The 16,137-nt window shown below is 35.7% G+C and carries 15 protein-coding genes; 6 read left to right on the top strand and 9 right to left on the bottom strand.

Features of this window, described 5'->3' with window-relative positions; genetic code table 11:
* Positions 1–9 precede the first annotated feature (9 nt).
* The 5 genes from HOO91_08840 to HOO91_08820 all read right to left on the bottom strand — a co-directional run bounded on the left by HOO91_08840 (position 10) and on the right by HOO91_08820 (position 5,852).
* Positions 10–1,596 (bottom strand): hypothetical protein, encoded by a 1,587-nt coding sequence (locus tag HOO91_08840; protein NOU17651.1) that lies wholly within the window; start codon positions 1,594–1,596, stop codon positions 10–12.
* A 77-nt stretch (positions 1,597–1,673) separates the two neighbouring features.
* Positions 1,674–3,182, bottom strand: a complete 1,509-nt coding sequence (locus HOO91_08835) for a LysM peptidoglycan-binding domain-containing protein (GenBank protein ID NOU17650.1) — start codon at positions 3,180–3,182, stop codon at positions 1,674–1,676.
* Positions 3,183–3,191: 9 nt separating this feature from the next.
* A complete protein-coding gene (locus HOO91_08830) occupies positions 3,192–4,076 on the bottom strand; it encodes a hypothetical protein (GenBank protein NOU17649.1) in 885 nt (294 codons plus the stop codon).
* Between the two features lie 43 nt (positions 4,077–4,119).
* The gene (locus HOO91_08825; protein NOU17648.1) at positions 4,120–5,016 is read right to left on the bottom strand and encodes a ParB/RepB/Spo0J family partition protein; all 897 of its coding nucleotides are present in this window, start codon (positions 5,014–5,016) and stop codon (positions 4,120–4,122) included.
* Positions 5,017–5,045: 29 nt separating this feature from the next.
* Positions 5,046–5,852: a ParA family protein gene (locus tag HOO91_08820; protein NOU17647.1), complete on the bottom strand. Its 807-nt coding sequence runs from the start codon at positions 5,850–5,852 to the stop codon at positions 5,046–5,048.
* 399 nt (positions 5,853–6,251) lie between these two features.
* On the opposite strand from HOO91_08820, the gene HOO91_08815 reads away from it, so the two are divergent.
* The 4 genes from HOO91_08815 (at position 6,252) to mscL (ending at position 9,869) form a co-directional block, all read left to right on the top strand.
* A complete protein-coding gene (locus HOO91_08815; protein ID NOU17646.1) occupies positions 6,252–7,226 on the top strand; it encodes a diacylglycerol kinase family lipid kinase in 975 nt (324 codons plus the stop codon).
* Positions 7,227–7,705: 479 nt separating this feature from the next.
* Positions 7,706–8,440 carry a class I SAM-dependent methyltransferase gene (locus HOO91_08810; protein NOU17645.1) on the top strand — a complete coding sequence of 245 codons (735 nt, stop codon included), beginning with the start codon at positions 7,706–7,708 and terminating at the stop codon, positions 8,438–8,440.
* A gap of 85 nt (positions 8,441–8,525) precedes the next feature.
* The gene (locus tag HOO91_08805) at positions 8,526–9,458 is read left to right on the top strand and encodes a DUF3078 domain-containing protein (GenBank protein NOU17644.1); all 933 of its coding nucleotides are present in this window, start codon (positions 8,526–8,528) and stop codon (positions 9,456–9,458) included.
* Positions 9,459–9,470: 12 nt separating this feature from the next.
* Positions 9,471–9,869, top strand: a complete 399-nt coding sequence (mscL, locus tag HOO91_08800; protein ID NOU17643.1) for a large-conductance mechanosensitive channel protein MscL — start codon at positions 9,471–9,473, stop codon at positions 9,867–9,869.
* A gap of 15 nt (positions 9,870–9,884) precedes the next feature.
* Here mscL and HOO91_08795 read toward each other — a convergent pair whose 3' ends face one another.
* From HOO91_08795 to HOO91_08780, 4 genes are all read right to left on the bottom strand, one after another.
* Complete coding sequence (locus tag HOO91_08795; protein ID NOU17642.1) at positions 9,885–10,868, bottom strand: DDE transposase; 984 nt, start codon at positions 10,866–10,868, stop codon at positions 9,885–9,887.
* Complete coding sequence (locus HOO91_08790) at positions 10,846–11,211, bottom strand: transposase (GenBank protein NOU17641.1); 366 nt, start codon at positions 11,209–11,211, stop codon at positions 10,846–10,848. Before HOO91_08790 ends, HOO91_08795 begins: the two co-directional genes overlap by 23 nt.
* A gap of 130 nt (positions 11,212–11,341) precedes the next feature.
* Positions 11,342–11,950 (bottom strand): hypothetical protein, encoded by a 609-nt coding sequence (locus HOO91_08785; GenBank protein ID NOU17640.1) that lies wholly within the window; start codon positions 11,948–11,950, stop codon positions 11,342–11,344.
* 130 nt (positions 11,951–12,080) lie between these two features.
* On the bottom strand, positions 12,081–13,424 hold the full coding sequence (locus HOO91_08780; GenBank protein ID NOU17639.1) for a GTPase: 1,344 nt from the start codon (positions 13,422–13,424) through the stop codon (positions 12,081–12,083).
* Between the two features lie 398 nt (positions 13,425–13,822).
* On the opposite strand from HOO91_08780, the gene HOO91_08775 reads away from it, so the two are divergent.
* Positions 13,823–14,200, top strand: a complete 378-nt coding sequence (locus HOO91_08775) for a DUF1987 domain-containing protein (GenBank protein NOU17638.1) — start codon at positions 13,823–13,825, stop codon at positions 14,198–14,200.
* Positions 14,201–14,214: 14 nt separating this feature from the next.
* A complete protein-coding gene (locus HOO91_08770) occupies positions 14,215–16,137 on the top strand; it encodes a tetratricopeptide repeat protein (GenBank protein ID NOU17637.1) in 1,923 nt (640 codons plus the stop codon).

Raw genomic sequence — 16,137 nt, 5'->3', positions numbered from 1 at the left:
ATTTTGATGCTAATTCATTTTATCAGATAAATTTAAAGAATCCTCCCTTGAAACAAATTGATTGATTTTCTGCTTGCTAACTTTTAAAATATAATTATCATACTCTAGCATTAGCGCGGCATAGAACATTTCTGCAATTAGATTTGCCCCTCTATAGGTAAAGTGAATAAAATCTTTTGTGGCAAGGGGAGGTTTTGAATTTTCCCATGCAACCATTGAGTTTTTACCACCCATCGCTTCGTAGCAATCCCAAAAAGGAATACCTGCTTTAAAGGAGGCATTTTTTTGTGCATCCCTTATTTTTTCAACATTTGGGTACGATACAAAACGGAGCCCCTCCTTTCGAGAAACATCTGAAACTCCAATCATTATAATTGATGCATCTGGCTTGGCGGCCTGAATGGCCTTAATTTGACTATAAAGTTGAATCTCGTAGTATTTGTAGCTTTCAACAATGTTTGGAACAACATTAACACCGAACTGGAGTATGATAAGCTTTGTATTTAACATTTGAAGCATATCTTTCATAAAAACCATATTGGTTTTTGTAAAATTGGTGCCCGAACTGCCACGAATTGGGATATTATCAACATAAACTCCTTTTTCCGATTCAAGCGAAATCCCAAAAATCAGCGGGCTGTTCTCCCCTTTAAATTTAATTTCGAATGTATTTATGCTGCTTGCTATATCAAGAGTCAATGAATTAAGTTTATTGGTTGACGGTATAATTTCTGCATCAAGAGTTTTTTCTTTGGAATTTAGCTCTACCATAAATGGCTTACTATTAAAGCCATAGAAGAGCCTTAGTTTTTGAAAATTATGTACAGAACCTATTCCACCCGTTCTTTGAAAAAGAACCCATGCCTCATCTGTTGATTTAGAAAAAAGATTGTGATTTGGTGTATAAACCGAGTATCCCCCAAGTACTCCAAATCGGTTAATGTCAGTAAGTGTTTTGTCATGATCCGCCAGTGTTGTTTTCTCCCAGTTCGAGGAGTTTGTTTGTATTATAGCTGCTGGTTGGCTGCTTTGTGGTACGGCGTGTACTAAGCCTAAACCACCGCCTCCAAATTTAGCCTGCAACCTTGATCGCAAATAGGATGTTATTCTATCACCCTCTATCTGTGAATCGCCATAATGTAATACATGAATTAGTTTCCTATTGCACTCCCTTGTACGAAGAGCTTCAAAAAAGGCAGATAATGGGTAGTTTGTACTATCGGGAAATTGAACCTTATTGATTTTACTTTTAAGATAATCTGTGCTAAACGCCTTATTTGGAATGGAATCAGCTATTTTGCTAGAATCTTGAATGCTAGTAGAATCAATATCTTTAATTGGACTTAAAGGTTGGTTTTGTAAACTATTAGTTTTCAGGGTGCTATCTAAAATTCGATCGAGGAAAGCGATTTCGGGTTTTAGATTAGGTTGATTCTGATTTTGGAACGTATCAATCTCAAATATTTGATTGATACTTGGATAGTGTAGAGAAATATTGCAAAACTTAATCCCTCCTTCAGGAAAGAAAAAGGAAGGAAGAGATACTAGTACTAGAATTAACGAAAGAAAAAAGAATATTTTATATGGTTTTAACATTAATAAAAGTTTTCTTTAGTTCAACCCGTTTAAAGGTAGAAAAATATTGCAGAAAACCAGTAATGTTAAAATGGAGATTAGGTCTTTGCTTTAATCTTTAATGTTTGACCTGGGTAAACCCTATCACTTTTAAGGTTATTGATCTTAATAATATCGTCACCAGATACGCCTGGATATTGACGAGCAATTGTCCACAAAGTATCACCAGGTTTTACGGTATGCACAACATAACCAGCCTCAATTTTTTGTGTAGTTTTGGTTGGAACTGCAATGCCCAGTTGTGTTGCTATTCGTGGCGAAACGTAAACCACAAGCCTTTGATTTAGCCTGATCATATTACTATAAAGGTTATTCCATGATCGCAGCTGTGAAACGCTAACGCCCAATCTCTCTGAAATAAAACCAAGGTTATCACCTGATTGAACCCTATATTCATACCTAATGCTCCCTGCTGGTACATCATATTGATACGATGAGGTAAACTTTGTAGGGCTTATGCTGTTTTTTGGGTTGAAATAGATACTATCCTTGTATGAATAAATTTCTTTCTCTTTATCAATAAATGAACCTACAGCATCCAATGGAATTTTTAGAGCAAATGCTCTATCCTTTGCAGGAATTATATCAAGTTTGAACTGGGGGTTTAGATCGCGAAGCAGTCCGATTGGAATCCCAAGAACTTCAGATACTTGTTGGAGGTGAAGTAATTGATTAATCATCAAGGTGTCTGATGTTTGGGGAATATTTACCATTTGAGGCTTAATATTATACTCCTTATAATAGTTATAGGTATAAATTGCTGCTATAAAAGCAGGTACGTAACCTCTTGTCTCTCTGGGAAGATAGTAGTATATATCCCAATAATTTTTCTTACCCCCTGCTCTACGAATAGCTTTATTAACATTGCCAGGGCCACAGTTATAGGCTGCAATAACCAAAGTCCAATCTTTGTAAATAGAGTATAAATCTTTTAGGTAACGAGCAGCGGCATGGGTTGAAGCGATTGGATCACGACGCTCATCAACATAAGAATTTATGGTTAACTTGTACATTCTGCCAGTGCCATACATAAACTGCCATAATCCGGTTGCACCAGCTCGTGAAACGGCTCTAGGATTCAAGGCAGATTCTATTATCGGTAAATATCTCAGTTCCTGAGGTAATTGGTAAAGATCGAGGGTTTCTTCAAAAATTGGGAAATAATAATCAGATAATCCAAGCATTACACCAACAAGTTCCTTCCTGTTTTGGGTGTACATGGAGATAAAACTCTTTACAATACTATTATATGGTAGTTCAATAAATGAATTTATTTTCGATAAGCGTTTAGTATAAACAGAATCGGGAATATTTATCAACGGAACTGTGCTATCCAACTCCATTTTAGCAGTTAAATTGGCAGAATCTACAGATTGTTGAACATACCAAAGATTTAATAGGCTATCGAGGTTGTTATTGAAATCTACAGAAAGACCAATTTTCTCAAGGGTTGAGTCTTGAATAGCTGGTTTAGTATTTTGTGCATCAACTTGATTGTAATTCAGCAGAATAGATAGGGTGAAAATGTAGCTGATTATTCTCTTCATAGTATTGTTTTAAAAATTAAACTTACAAGATAAACCAAATGCTGGTTGTGTGTAATTTATTGATGCAAAATTATCATTTATAATCGTAGGTTCAATACGAAATGCTAAATTATCGTCCACATTCCAATCGTAAAAGTTGGCATCAACATTTGCATCAAGGATATTTAGAACATAAACAGCAACAAATCCGAGAAAACAAACATCCCTATTCTTACGATACGAGTCTCTATAAATATTGAGTTCATCCCTTGTACGGACTCCATTAAATTCATCATGGGGATATTGTTTTGAGGCATTCTTAAATCTTAAATAGCGCCTATTATTCCAATCAACCATAAAATAAAGCGTGCTCAATCCACCATAAACAATAGGAACCTTCCAATATTTTTTATTGTAAACCTGACCTAAACCAGGAACTAAGGTTGAGAGGATTGATGCTGTTGCCGGAGAGTGGCTGTTTTTATTGTAAACAAGTACTGCATCAACTACACTGGCAATATAGAAAGCGCCTACACCAGCATAGTATAAATTACGTGTATGCTTCATTTTGGTATAACGTTCCTTAAAAAACTCCTTATTTGGATCGGAAGCATCTATTTTATTGTAATCCAACATATACCGATTATAGGTTTTGTTGGCATTAACTCCTAAGTAAAGCATACTTCCCATTCCAGCGTAAAAAACAGGAGCTTTCCAGTATTGCTTGTTGTAGATTTGGCCAAATCCGGGAAGGGTTTGGCTTAGTAGCCAAAGGTGCTTTGTTTTTAAACTATCCCTATGGTGTATCGCATTCTGCGACTTTACCGATTGAATCGACAATAGCAGAATAATAGTTAAAATAGCGGAACATTTTAGAAAATTCCTGCAAATATGTGGTGAAAGAGATTCTCTCAACGTTTTTTTGATTTTAGAGAAAAACGAGGAAATAGTTTGGAAATTATTCTTCCAAACTATTAAATTTATGAATAATCTCTTGTAGTTCAACTTCGTTATGGTAGGATATTACGATTTTACCATCACCTTTTGGACCCGTTTTGATATCAGCAGCCCAACCAAGTTTATTTATTAGATGATCCTTAAGCTGAGCTTCAGTTTCGGGAAGATCTTTGTTTGATTTTAGTTTTTGAGATTTTTCAGGATGCTTTTCTTGGAGTGCACGAACCTCGTCCTCTGTTTTTCGAACCGATAGATCATTATCAATGATGGCACGATAAATTTTTAGCTGTGCAATAGGATCATCAATGGTGATTAAGGCTCTAGCATGCCCCATGGATAGTTTCGTTTGGCGAATACCAAGTTGAATATCGGCAGGTAGTTTTAGTAATCGAAGGTAGTTGCCTACAGTGGCTCTCTTTTTCCCAACCCTATCGGCAAGATTTTCCTGTGTAAGGCTACACTCCTCAATAAGACGCTGGTAGCTAATTGCAACTTCAATGGCATCAAGATCTTCACGCTGAATATTTTCAACCAAAGCCATTTCCAAAAGTCCCTGATCATCAGCAGTACGAATGTAAGCAGGAATTCTTTTGAGACCAGCAATTTTAGCTGCACGTAAACGACGTTCACCCGAAATTAGCTGAAACTTTCCGTCAACAGAACGAACGGTTATAGGTTGAATTATTCCTAATCGTTTTATTGACTCAGACAACTCATTTAGGGCTTCTTGATCGAAACTTGTACGTGGTTGGTAGGGGTTGAGATCAATTTTTTCAAGATCAATCTCATTAACCAGCTCACTTGTTACTCGATGCTCTGTCACCTCGTTTCTTTGGGGCTCGTTAGCATCCTCAATTAGTGCTCCTAATCCACGCCCTAGGGCCATTTTCTTACTCATACCTTAGTCTTCTCCTAAAAAGGAATATATTAATTCTCATTAATTTGCTTTTCCTTACCGCTAATCTTTGTCATGCTGTTCCTCTGAAGTAATTCACGTGCAAGGTTTACATAGTTGGCTGAACCTGTAGATACAGCGTCGTAAAGAATTACAGGCTTGCCGTAACTTGGGGCCTCACTCAGCTTGATATTACGCTGAATAATAGTCTCGAATACCATTTGCTGAAAATGTTTTTTAACCTCATCAACCACCTGATTCGATAAGCGTAAACGTGCATCGTACATGGTTAGTAGGAATCCTTCAATTTCAAGTGCAGTATTCAAGCGCGACTGAATAATCTTAATGGTATTAAGAAGTTTTCCTAATCCTTCTAGCGCAAAATACTCGCATTGAACAGGAATCATAACAGAATCGGCAGCGCTAAGAGCGTTTACGGTGATTAGCCCTAACGATGGTGAGCAGTCGATAAGTACAAAATCATATTCGTCCTTAACCTTATCAATTACGCCTTTTAGCATTTTTTCTCTATTGGGTAGATTTAGCATTTCAATCTCAGCCCCAACAAGATCAATGTTAGATGGAATCAGATCAAGTCCCTTTATCTCGCTATTCAGAATGATATCTTTGGGATTAACTTCATCAACCAAACATTCATAAATGCTAGTTTTGATGTTTCTAAGATCAAAACCAGTTCCTGAGGTTGCATTTGCCTGAGGATCGGCATCTACAAGTAGTACTTTCTTTTCTAGAACTGCTAAACTTGCAGCGAGATTGATAGCGGTCGTGGTTTTACCAACTCCACCCTTTTGGTTAGCAATTGCAATTACTTTTGCCATTATTTAATAATTTAACGGATACGATCAAAAACAAAAAAAATCGGGCTCAAAGATATATATCACCCACTTAATGCTAGCATATTACCAATTTGAATATAAACAAATTCGCAATTCTTACTAACAACTTATTAACAATTCAAATTGTGTTTGAATATCTGCAAAAATAGAAAATCTTTTTAAGAAACCCCCATGTAAATAATTGCAACCAAATGTGTTTGGAAATAGCTGATTGTTAGCCATTGCAAGGAGATATTGAGGCGTTTCCAAAATTCAATTAAATTGATTAATATACATATAATGAGATGATTGAATGCAAAATAAGAATTCTTAAAAATATTTACACAGCTTCCATAATAATAGGAAAATTGTATATTTGGGCTCACAAAGGAATTAAATTCAATGGCTGATAGGTGGTATGTTATTATAAACCCTCAAGCTGGTAGCGGAAAGGGAAAGACCGACTGGTTGCAAATAGAATCATTGCTTAGGGTGAATGAAATCAATTTTGAACATGTTTTTACTACACATAAATACCATGCAGTTGAATTAGCAGTAAATGCAATTAATAACGGCTTTAAGAGGCTAATTGCTGTTGGAGGAGATGGTACTCTAAACGAGATTGTGAATGGTGTATTTATTCAAACCAAGTATCCCACAGCTGAAATAATTATTGGGGTAATAGCGGTTGGTACTGGTAATGATTGGTCGAGGATGTACGCAATACATTCAACCTATGAGTCGAAGGTTTTGGCCATTAAAACGGGCAAATTATTCCTACAAGATGTTGGAAAGGTAGAGTACGAGGAGTCTTTGGTAAAACAGGCTCGTTATTTTGCCAATGCCGCTGGGGTTGGATTTGATGCTGAGGTTGCACGGAGAACAAATAAATTAAAGGAAACAGGGCATAGGGGTAAGATACTGTATATGGGTAGCCTTGTAAGAGCACTTTTTGATTATAAACCTTCCGATATTAATATTTCCGTTGATGACGAGAAACTAGGTGGCAAGATATTTAGCTTAACGGTTGGCATTGGTCGTTTTAACGGCGGGGGAATGATGCAAGTCCCAAATGCAATCTCCGATGATGGGCTATTTGATGTTACTGTAATTCGCCAGATAAGAAGATTTGAGGTGATACGTAATATTTATAGGTTGTACAATGGTTCCATCCTTTCTCACCCCAAAATTTCGGGGCATATTGGAAAAACAGTCAATATTTCGTCTGATATTCCTATAGGACTTGAGGTAGACGGTGAATCGTTGGGTGTATCACCCTTCATATTCAGCGTTGTTCCAAAGAGTATAAATGTAATTGTTGGAGCCGATTTCCATTCAGTTGAAAGCCCTGCAACTACTGTTATTGAGGCAGAATAAAGACTAAAAGCTTATTAATACTAAATAAAAAGACTCTGGTAGCGTTGATAGAACTGCCAGAGTTTTTTTTTTCTCTGTATCGATCAATTAAACCCTTCGGAGTACGGAGTACCCGAAGGCGTTTATTCGGGTAATACCAACCAAAATAAACTCCGAAAGGTCTTGCAGACTCTTTCGGGTTTTTAAGAATTCGAAAACAGGAAGACCAAAAAGTTTTTTAACTTGGATCATGCCAACCAATATGTCAAATAACTGATTTGTAGCAATGGAATAAATTTAAGGAATCATTTATTTACAGCATGGTAGCAAGAATTACCTTTTCTGTATTTTCCAAAAATTCCATTTGCTAACGCAAGGTAGATTATTTTTTGTTAAAGCAAAAGGGGGATTTCAAAAAGAAATTTTTCGGGTAACTTAACATCTTTCTGCATTGCTAAAAAACTCTATATTTGCGCTAACATAACGCATCTTCAATAACAATGAAAAGGATCTTCAAAAAGGTTAATGCTTTTATTAAGGGTTTGATAATTCTACTGAAACCTCATTTTATTTTTGGTTTTTTACGAAAACCTATGTTTTTTGGCTATAATACGTTAAGCCTTTCAAAATGGATATCTAAGCAGGATAGCAAGGGTACTTATAATGATTTTTATACAAGCAAAAGGGATTACGCCAGACGATATAAACTCTATCAGCATATTTTAGAAACTAAGAATTTAGGGGATATTCCTATTGACTACCTTGAATTTGGTGTTTGTCAAGGAAATTCCTTTCGTTGGTGGGTGAATGGGAATAAAAATCAGGATTCAAGGTTTTATGGTTTTGATACCTTCGAAGGACTTCCAGAAGCATGGGGTGTTGTATTCAGAAAAGGTGATATGAATGCCATTATTCCTGATATTGATGATAAAAGGGTTGAGTTTATTAAGGGGTTATTTCAGGAAACTTTTATATCATTTTCACAATTACACAGTTTGAAAAGCGAAAAGGTAAAGGTAATCCATCTCGATGCTGACTTATTTTCATCTACATTATATATTCTTACAAGTATTGCACCTTATCTAAAGAAGGGCGATATTCTTTTGTTTGATGAGTTTAATGTTCCAAATCACGAGTTTCATGCTTTCCAGTGTTTTACTCAATCATACTACATTAAAACAAAGTTGCTGGGGGCAGTTAATAATTATCTTCAGGTAGCATTTGTTGTTGAGTGAATAACAAATAATTAACTACTGTTAAACATCTAACAATTTAAATTGTTAAATTTGAGTTAATTTAAACTACCAAAACTAAACTTATATGAAGACTGTAAAACTCATAGCGGTTTTTCTGTGTACAATACCTTATTACTATTCAATAGGACAAGTGACTGAAGCAGAGAAAACTCTTAAAACTCAATCAGTCGATACAACTAAAGGGTGGAAAAGGGGAGGTTTAATCGGAATAAATTTTGGACAAACGTCACTAACCAATTGGGCTGCTGGAGGGCAAAATTCTTTAGCAGCAAATGGTATTCTTAGCCTTTTTGCCTCATATAAAAAAGACAAGAATGCTTGGGATAACTCACTCGATATTGGATATGGAATTCTTAATCAAGAAGGTGTAAAATACACAAAAAAAACCGACGATAAGATCGATCTGCTTTCTAAGTATGGTCGGGAGGCTTTTAAGAATTTCTATTATGCTGCGCTTATCAATTTCAAAACTCAAATGGATGTTGGTTACAACTATCCAACCGATTCAACAAGAATAAAAATATCGAATAAATTTGCCCCTGCATATGTTGTTATAGCGTTGGGTATTGACTATAAGCCAAATGCATACTTTAGTATTTTTGCTGCTCCATTTACGGGTAAACTTACAATTGTTAACGATCAAAGTTTAGCTGATGCGGGGGCTTTTGGCGTTGATAAAGGGGAAAATACAAAAAGTGAATTTGGGGGTTATGTCAGGATGATATACTCCAAAAATGATTTTAAGGGAGATTTTTTGAAAAATGTAGCTTTCACAACAAAAGTTGATTTGTTTTCAAACTACACAAAAGACCCTCAAAATGTTGTTGTGAACTGGGAAACTTTAATAGCATTAAAAATTAATAAGTACATCTCTGTAAACCTTAGTACCCAGCTAATTTACGATGATAAGATCAAGATTGCTGACAAAAAGAATGTGTCAAAACCAAGAGTACAATTCAAAGAGATTCTTGGAGTAGGATTTTCGTACAAATTCTAAACCCCGATAATCATGAAAATTGTTAGTGAGTTTAAAGCATTTGCCATGAAAGGTAATGTAACCGATATGGCTGTGGGTATAATCATTGGCGCTGCTTTTGGTAGAATTGTTTCATCAATGGTTAATGATATAATTATGCCACCTCTTGGTTTGCTTATTGGTGGTGTAAACTTTACAGAGTTAAAGTTTATTATGAAAACTGCTACAGATGCTAATCCTGCAGTAACTTTAAATTATGGCAACTTTTTGCAAGGGATATTCGATTTTTTAATTGTTGCATTTGCTGTATTCATGGTGATAAAGGCTATGAATGCTGCTAAACGAAAACAGGAGGCGACTTTACCTGCTAGTCCTCCAGCACCAACAAAGGAACAAGAACTTTTAAGCGAGATAAGGGATTTGGGGTCATGATAAGACTAGGGTGGATTAGGCATAGATATTTGCTACTCTATATAAAAAGAAACATGTGTCATTAACCCCTCTCAGAGTACTTCTAAACGCTTTAAGTTTTGCATTAAACGATTCAGCAGAAGCATTAGTGCTTCTATTATCAAAAAAGTTTAGTATTTCAGGGTAATTCGAATAGATAGTTGCAGAAATAGTATTAAATGATTTGAAGCCAGAATCAGTAATATCGTTGAACCATTTAGCAAGTTTGGTATACGCTACTCCTTTTTCTTTGGTCTTTGTAAATATCGTACTTAAGCTATGAGTTAGACCATATGCTTTTTTAATATCAGGGTACATTTCGAACAGTATACTTGCCCTTTCTTTCTGCTTGGTGGTCCATTTCTCTGCTGATTTAAATAGCAAATATCGGCTTCGAGCCAATAGTTGTTTTTTGGTATCCCCGTTGGTTAAAAGTTTTGGGACATACTCTTTGTGATTTAGCCGGGCATTCTCCATGCCATTTGTAGCCTCGTTAATGGCATCCCAGCGATGCTGTATTCTCATCTCCTGTAGCGCATCATAGGCCAGCTTTTGAACATGAAAACGATCAACAACCCGATGGGCATTCGGGAAGGATGATTTGACAATCTTATGCATGGAGTAGGCCATATCTAGGGTAACCTCTTTTACTCTGCTTCTTTGCTTTAGAGGTATCTTATTGAGTATTTTTATAACGTTAGCTGAGCTAGTACCCTCAACCATGGCAATCAATGAGCCTTTCTTCCCTTTCCCTGCTTTATTCGTTAGAATTGTATACAGCTCTCCATTTGAAAGACTTGTCTCATCAAGGCTTAGATGGTCTCCTATATTATCAGGAAAAAGAATCCAGTCGTTAGCATGCTCTTTCTGCTCCCAACCATTAAATCCGCTCAGGTGCTCCTTGTATTGCCTCCCAAAGTAATCGCCATTTATATAATAGAACTTGGCTAAACTATTGCTACTTATGGGGTAATGATCCAAGTAACTCTTTTAAAAAAGCAGCAAACCCTTTTGAATAACTCGTTCCGTTTGCTGTTAGATCCCATTGGGTGGTGTAAATCTTGCCCGTCTTTTTATCCTTCCACTTACGCCGCCTAACTATAAAATAGACAGCCCTATCTCGTAAAGGAAAATCTTGAATACGGATAGGCTCATCAAAACCATTGGACACTAATTCTTTGTCCGAATGAGCTGATGGTTTTAGCGACTTCTCATCCAATTGAAGTAATAAAACGTTATTGCCTTCTTCCTTTATCTCAATTAAATCAAAGTACTGAAATATCTCTTGGGGCAATAAATACTTTAATAATGATTCTATTTCCATAAATCTAAGGTAGAGATAAAAATTAATCCACCCTAATTTTACTTTGATCCGGGATTTGCTTAAGAAATAAAGTAAAAAATGTGAGGATTACTCGCATTTTTTATGAATTGTTTTCCGAGAAATGACTTAACTAAATCTTACGATAAGCAACGGCTTCAACTCTAAGCGAAGGGGCTTCTCCGTAGGGTCTACTATGCGATTTCTTTTTAATTAAAACTAATTCTCCATTTAGGAGAGCTGCTTTTTTTCGGAGTATTATGTTTGCTGAGTTTTGGAGTGTTTGTGGCTTAACGTATTGTTCGCGAGTACTCGCTTCAACTTCAACTTCAATTACATCAATCTCTATCATTGTTGGGCCGATATCATTTGGATCTTCGGTAATCTTAATTTTTTCCCAATCACTACTTTGGGGTAAATCAACTGCTTTAGGGGTAATGACCTCCTTCCTTCCGCTTCGGTAGTATATGGCATTAACTAAGCGCCTGTCAATCTGTGTCATTACCGATTCAGTTGGTTTAGAAAAATAAATAAATTTTGTTGAAAACTTACGAATCTCAACATCACGCTGCTCACCAGTCATTAGCACCATCACATCTACTCCAAGTTTCGATTTTGGGAATGATGCAGAGGCATTGTACCCTTTCTTTGAAGTATCCTGCAAGTAATAGTTTTCAGTTGCCATCGACGAATGGCATGTAAATAGAGGCAAAAATGCCAAAGCAAACAGTAATTTTCTCATCATGTAATAATCAGAGGCAAAAATAGCAATAATTATACCATTGGGAAATAGTCAATTTAATGAGTCGTTTTTTATAAACAAAAAACTGCCCCATTGCTGGAGCAGTCTTTGATTTCGTAATATTGAATAATTACTTCTTAAGATTGTGTTTTTTAACAAAACCCTCAAGAACACCCTTTAGATCTGGTAATCCGATTTCGGCTAGATCATAGTAAACACGAGTGTTAGGTTTTTTAATCTTGATAATACGGTTTAGATCAATTGGAGTACCAATAATAACTGTATCGCAATCAACCTTGTTAATTGTAGCTTCAAGATCGTGAAGTTGTTGCTCACCATAACCCATAGCTGGTAAAATATTACCAATATTAGGATAAATTGCATAGGTCTCTTTTAGTTTACCAACTAAATATGGACGAGCATCAATTTCCTCTGATGCACCAAATTTGCGAGCTGCAATTGTACCAGCACCAATCTTCATTTCACCATGGGTGAGGGTTGGACCATCTTCAACGATTAAGCAACGCTTACCTTCGATTAAACTAGGATCGTCAACTTTGATTGGAGAAGCACCGTCAACAACGATGGCTTTTGGATTGGTTTTGCGAATGTTATCACGAACAATTTGAATTCCTTCTGGAGATGCAGAATCCATTTTGTTAATAACGATTACATCAGCTAAACGAATATTAACCTCACCTGGATAGTAGCTAACTTCAGCACCTGGTCTGTGTGGGTCAGCAACAGTGATAGTTAAATCTGGTTTGTAGAAAGCGAAGTCGTTGTTACCGCCATCCCAAAGGATAACATCGCAACCGTTAGGATCTTTCTCTGCAGCGCGAAGAATTGCTTCATAATCAACACCAGCATAGATAACGTTACCACGTACTACGTGTGGTTCGTACTCTTCCATCTCCTCAACAGTACATTTGTGTTTTTTCAAATCTTCAACAGTTGCAAAACGTTGAACTTTTTGAGCAACAAGGTCGCCGTAAGGCATTGGGTGACGAACTGCAACCACCTTTAAACCTTGAGCCATTAAATGCTCAACAACTTTACGAGATGTTTGTGATTTACCACAACCTGTGCGGGTAGCAACAACAGCAATAACAGGTTTGGTGCTCTTAACCATAGTTTCAGCTGGTCCAAGTAGCATAAAGTTTGCACCTGCTGCGTTAACAATTGAACTAATATTCATTACGCGATTGTAAGGAACATCGCTATATGAGAATACACAGTCATTAACCTTTAAATCTTTAATCAGTTTAACCAATTCTTCTTCAGCGAAGATTGGAATACCTGCTGGATATAATTTTCCTGCTAATTCGGCTGGATATTTACGGCCATCAATGTCTGGAATTTGAGCCGCTGTGAAAGCAACAACATTATAACTTTCGTTATCGCGGAAGAAAGTGTTAAAATTGTGAAAATCTCTTCCGGCTGCACCAATGATAATTACATTACGTTTTGTCATGGAACCTCCTATTATTTAGTTTTCAATTGATTGTTCAAAAAATTGCTCGACAAATTTAGAAGTTTAAGTTTCACAAAAGGGTTTGAAATTTGAAATTTGAATATCTAAATTCTATAATTGCATTTTTATTTTAATTATAGTCTTGATAAATAGGTATATATGATAAACCAAATGAAATATGTTAAGAAACATATTTTGTTTTAAGGTTTAGATTTATTAATATTAAAGAACGATTATAAATTGCTAACATTGGTTTTCAAGATGATAATATAGTTAACACGATTGATATTGATTAAAATCATTTATATAAACACATATTTTCATTGGTTCACATATTTGATCGTTTAATTTTGTATTAAATATGTTGGTTGTATTTTTATCAACAAATTTTATTCTAAATGGAAAAACTTTTTATTGAAGCAACAATTGATTCTCCGTCTTTACTATTCGATGGCGATATGGGGATTATTGAAATAACTGGGAAATCCCTCCCCGAAAATGCTATAGTTTGTTATAGTCCACTTCAGAAATTAGTGAAAGAATATATTACTAATCCTCAACAAAAAACTATTATTAACTTTAGACTTGAGTACTTAAATTCATCATCCGCAAAGAATATTGTTGAAATATTAACTGCCCTCGAACAGTTACCGATTAAAGGTTATGTGGTTGAAATAAAATGGTTTTATAAAGCAGAAGACGATGACATGCTGGAAGAGGGTGAAGAATTTCGAAGAATGACAAGCATTCCCATTACTCTTGAAAAAGAACAATAATATATTATACTTTGATGTACATTAAATTAATAGGAGTCATAATATTCTCGGGATTTATCTCGGTTGTACAGCCAAATTACTTAATGTCGCAACAGCAACTTTCCGAAACCCTTCAAAAAGAGATTGGCGAGAATTTGGCAAAGGCCAAGTCAATGGAATTAAGTGGTGACTATAATCAGGCCGGATACTTTTATAATAACGTTGCAACAACCTATTGGACAAATGGTGTTCAAAAGGAAGCCATTGCTAATTTTTTGAACGTTATTAGCATGTATGAAAAAATTGGCAATCGGAATGCCATTAAAAACACCTATAATAACATCGGTATGGCCTATACTGATTTAGGTGATTATCCGAATGCCCTTGTTTACTTTGAAAAATGCCTGGTTGAATGTAGAAATATTAATAAAAAACCAGAAATAGTTTCTTCTATTATTAACATAGCAAACACACATTCTCTAAGTGGCAAATATGAAAAAGCCATCAAAACGCTGGAAGAAGCAGTTATTATTGCTCGTGAGCTTAATGATGCTAGGTTGCTGAAGAATATTTATTCTTTATTGGCTGAAGACTATGAAAAATTAGGAAATACCCAAAAATCTTCAGAGTATTTTGCATTGTACTCAGCAATAACTAAAAAAATTCAGAAGGAGGAAATTCAGAAAAAGGAGATTGAAACTAAGCAAATTGTGGACGAAGCTAAAAGCAAAGTTCAAGTAGCAGAGTCCCAAAAGCAACAAACCCAAATTGCACTCGAAGAGAACAAGGAGAGATTGGATGAAACCAAGAAAAATCTTCAAAAAACCGAGAAAATTTCTAATTTCCAAAAAATACAGTTGGATATGGTTAGTAAGGAGAGGGAGTTACAAAATGTAGTTATCAAAAACCAAAAACTTATTAGAAATATTTTCATTGTTATAATTTTTGGTGTACTTGCCTTTACTGGTATTGTGATATATGCATTAAACCAAAAAAAGAAGGCAAATATTCTTCTTGAAACGCAAAATAAAGAAATTTTAGAGCAAAGGGATATGATTGAACAACAGGGTTTTGATCTAATAAAAGCGGTTGTTCAAATTGAGAAACAAAACAAAGATATTACGAGTAGTATCAACTATGCAAAGCAGATCCAGGAAGCACTTCTACCTACGGAGGATAGATTACATGGCATACTTCCCGATTCATTTGTCCTCTTCAGGCCACGTGATATTGTAAGCGGTGATTTTTATTGGTTTACGGGTTATTCAGGTAAAGGCGAAACTAATGAAAAATCACACCGACATCATATACGGTTGAGCAATATTCCCCAGAATGAGAGTGGTTTTATTATCACAGCCGCTGATTGCACAGGTCATGGAGTGCCAGGTGCTTTTATGTCGATGATTGGATTTAACCTATTAGAAACCATTTCGCGCAGTGGGGTTATTAAACCAAATGAAATCCTTAATGAACTGCATAGATCTATTAGATATCTCCTAAAACAAAATCATAGTGACAATCGAGATGGCATGGATATTTCCATTTGCGTGATAAAGGATAATGGGAAACGATTAGAATTCGCAGGAGCTAAAAACCCCCTTTACTATATTACTGACGGGGAGCTAATTCAGATTAAGGGTGATCCTGTTCCAATTGGTGGACTTCAAAAGGAAAACCAACGGGAGTTCACAATGCACTCAATTGATATTACTTCTCCTACATACTTTTATATTTTTTCTGATGGTTATGCTGATCAGTTTGGAGGTAATAACGAATGCAAATTCTCATCTCGTCAATTTAAAGATTTACTGCTTGAGATTCATAAACTGCCAATGGCAGAGCAACGAGAAATACTTAATCAAAGAATATTAGATTGGATGGGTGAAAATAGCAAGCAACTTGATGATATTATCGTTATTGGTTTTAAACTTGGTGATAAACCTATTGAATTTTCGTAA

The sequence above is a fragment of the Bacteroidales bacterium genome, assembly GCA_013141385.1.
Taxonomy (GTDB): Bacteria; Bacteroidota; Bacteroidia; order Bacteroidales; family Tenuifilaceae; genus UBA8529.
The sequence above is the reverse complement of the archived record's forward strand: the minus strand, read 5'-3'. Positions and strand labels throughout refer to the sequence as shown.

What these genes read in the sequence shown, in the direction of transcription:
- HOO91_08810 (NOU17645.1), top strand. Translation starts at nt 7,706, where the DNA reads ATGAAAAGGATCTTCAAAAAGGTTAATGCTTTTATTAAGGGTTTGATA.
- HOO91_08775 (NOU17638.1), top strand. Translation starts at nt 13,823, where the DNA reads ATGGAAAAACTTTTTATTGAAGCAACAATTGATTCTCCGTCTTTACTA.
- mscL (NOU17643.1), top strand. Translation starts at nt 9,471, where the DNA reads ATGAAAATTGTTAGTGAGTTTAAAGCATTTGCCATGAAAGGTAATGTA.
- HOO91_08820 (NOU17647.1), bottom strand. Translation starts at nt 5,852, where the DNA reads ATGGCAAAAGTAATTGCAATTGCTAACCAAAAGGGTGGAGTTGGTAAA.
- HOO91_08780 (NOU17639.1), bottom strand. Translation starts at nt 13,424, where the DNA reads ATGACAAAACGTAATGTAATTATCATTGGTGCAGCCGGAAGAGATTTT.
- HOO91_08790 (NOU17641.1), bottom strand. Translation starts at nt 11,211, where the DNA reads ATGGAAATAGAATCATTATTAAAGTATTTATTGCCCCAAGAGATATTT.
- HOO91_08835 (NOU17650.1), bottom strand. Translation starts at nt 3,182, where the DNA reads ATGAAGAGAATAATCAGCTACATTTTCACCCTATCTATTCTGCTGAAT.
- HOO91_08785 (NOU17640.1), bottom strand. Translation starts at nt 11,950, where the DNA reads ATGAGAAAATTACTGTTTGCTTTGGCATTTTTGCCTCTATTTACATGC.
- HOO91_08840 (NOU17651.1), bottom strand. Translation starts at nt 1,596, where the DNA reads ATGTTAAAACCATATAAAATATTCTTTTTTCTTTCGTTAATTCTAGTA.
- HOO91_08815 (NOU17646.1), top strand. Translation starts at nt 6,252, where the DNA reads ATGGCTGATAGGTGGTATGTTATTATAAACCCTCAAGCTGGTAGCGGA.
- HOO91_08770 (NOU17637.1), top strand. Translation starts at nt 14,215, where the DNA reads ATGTACATTAAATTAATAGGAGTCATAATATTCTCGGGATTTATCTCG.
- HOO91_08805 (NOU17644.1), top strand. Translation starts at nt 8,526, where the DNA reads ATGAAGACTGTAAAACTCATAGCGGTTTTTCTGTGTACAATACCTTAT.
- HOO91_08825 (NOU17648.1), bottom strand. Translation starts at nt 5,016, where the DNA reads ATGAGTAAGAAAATGGCCCTAGGGCGTGGATTAGGAGCACTAATTGAG.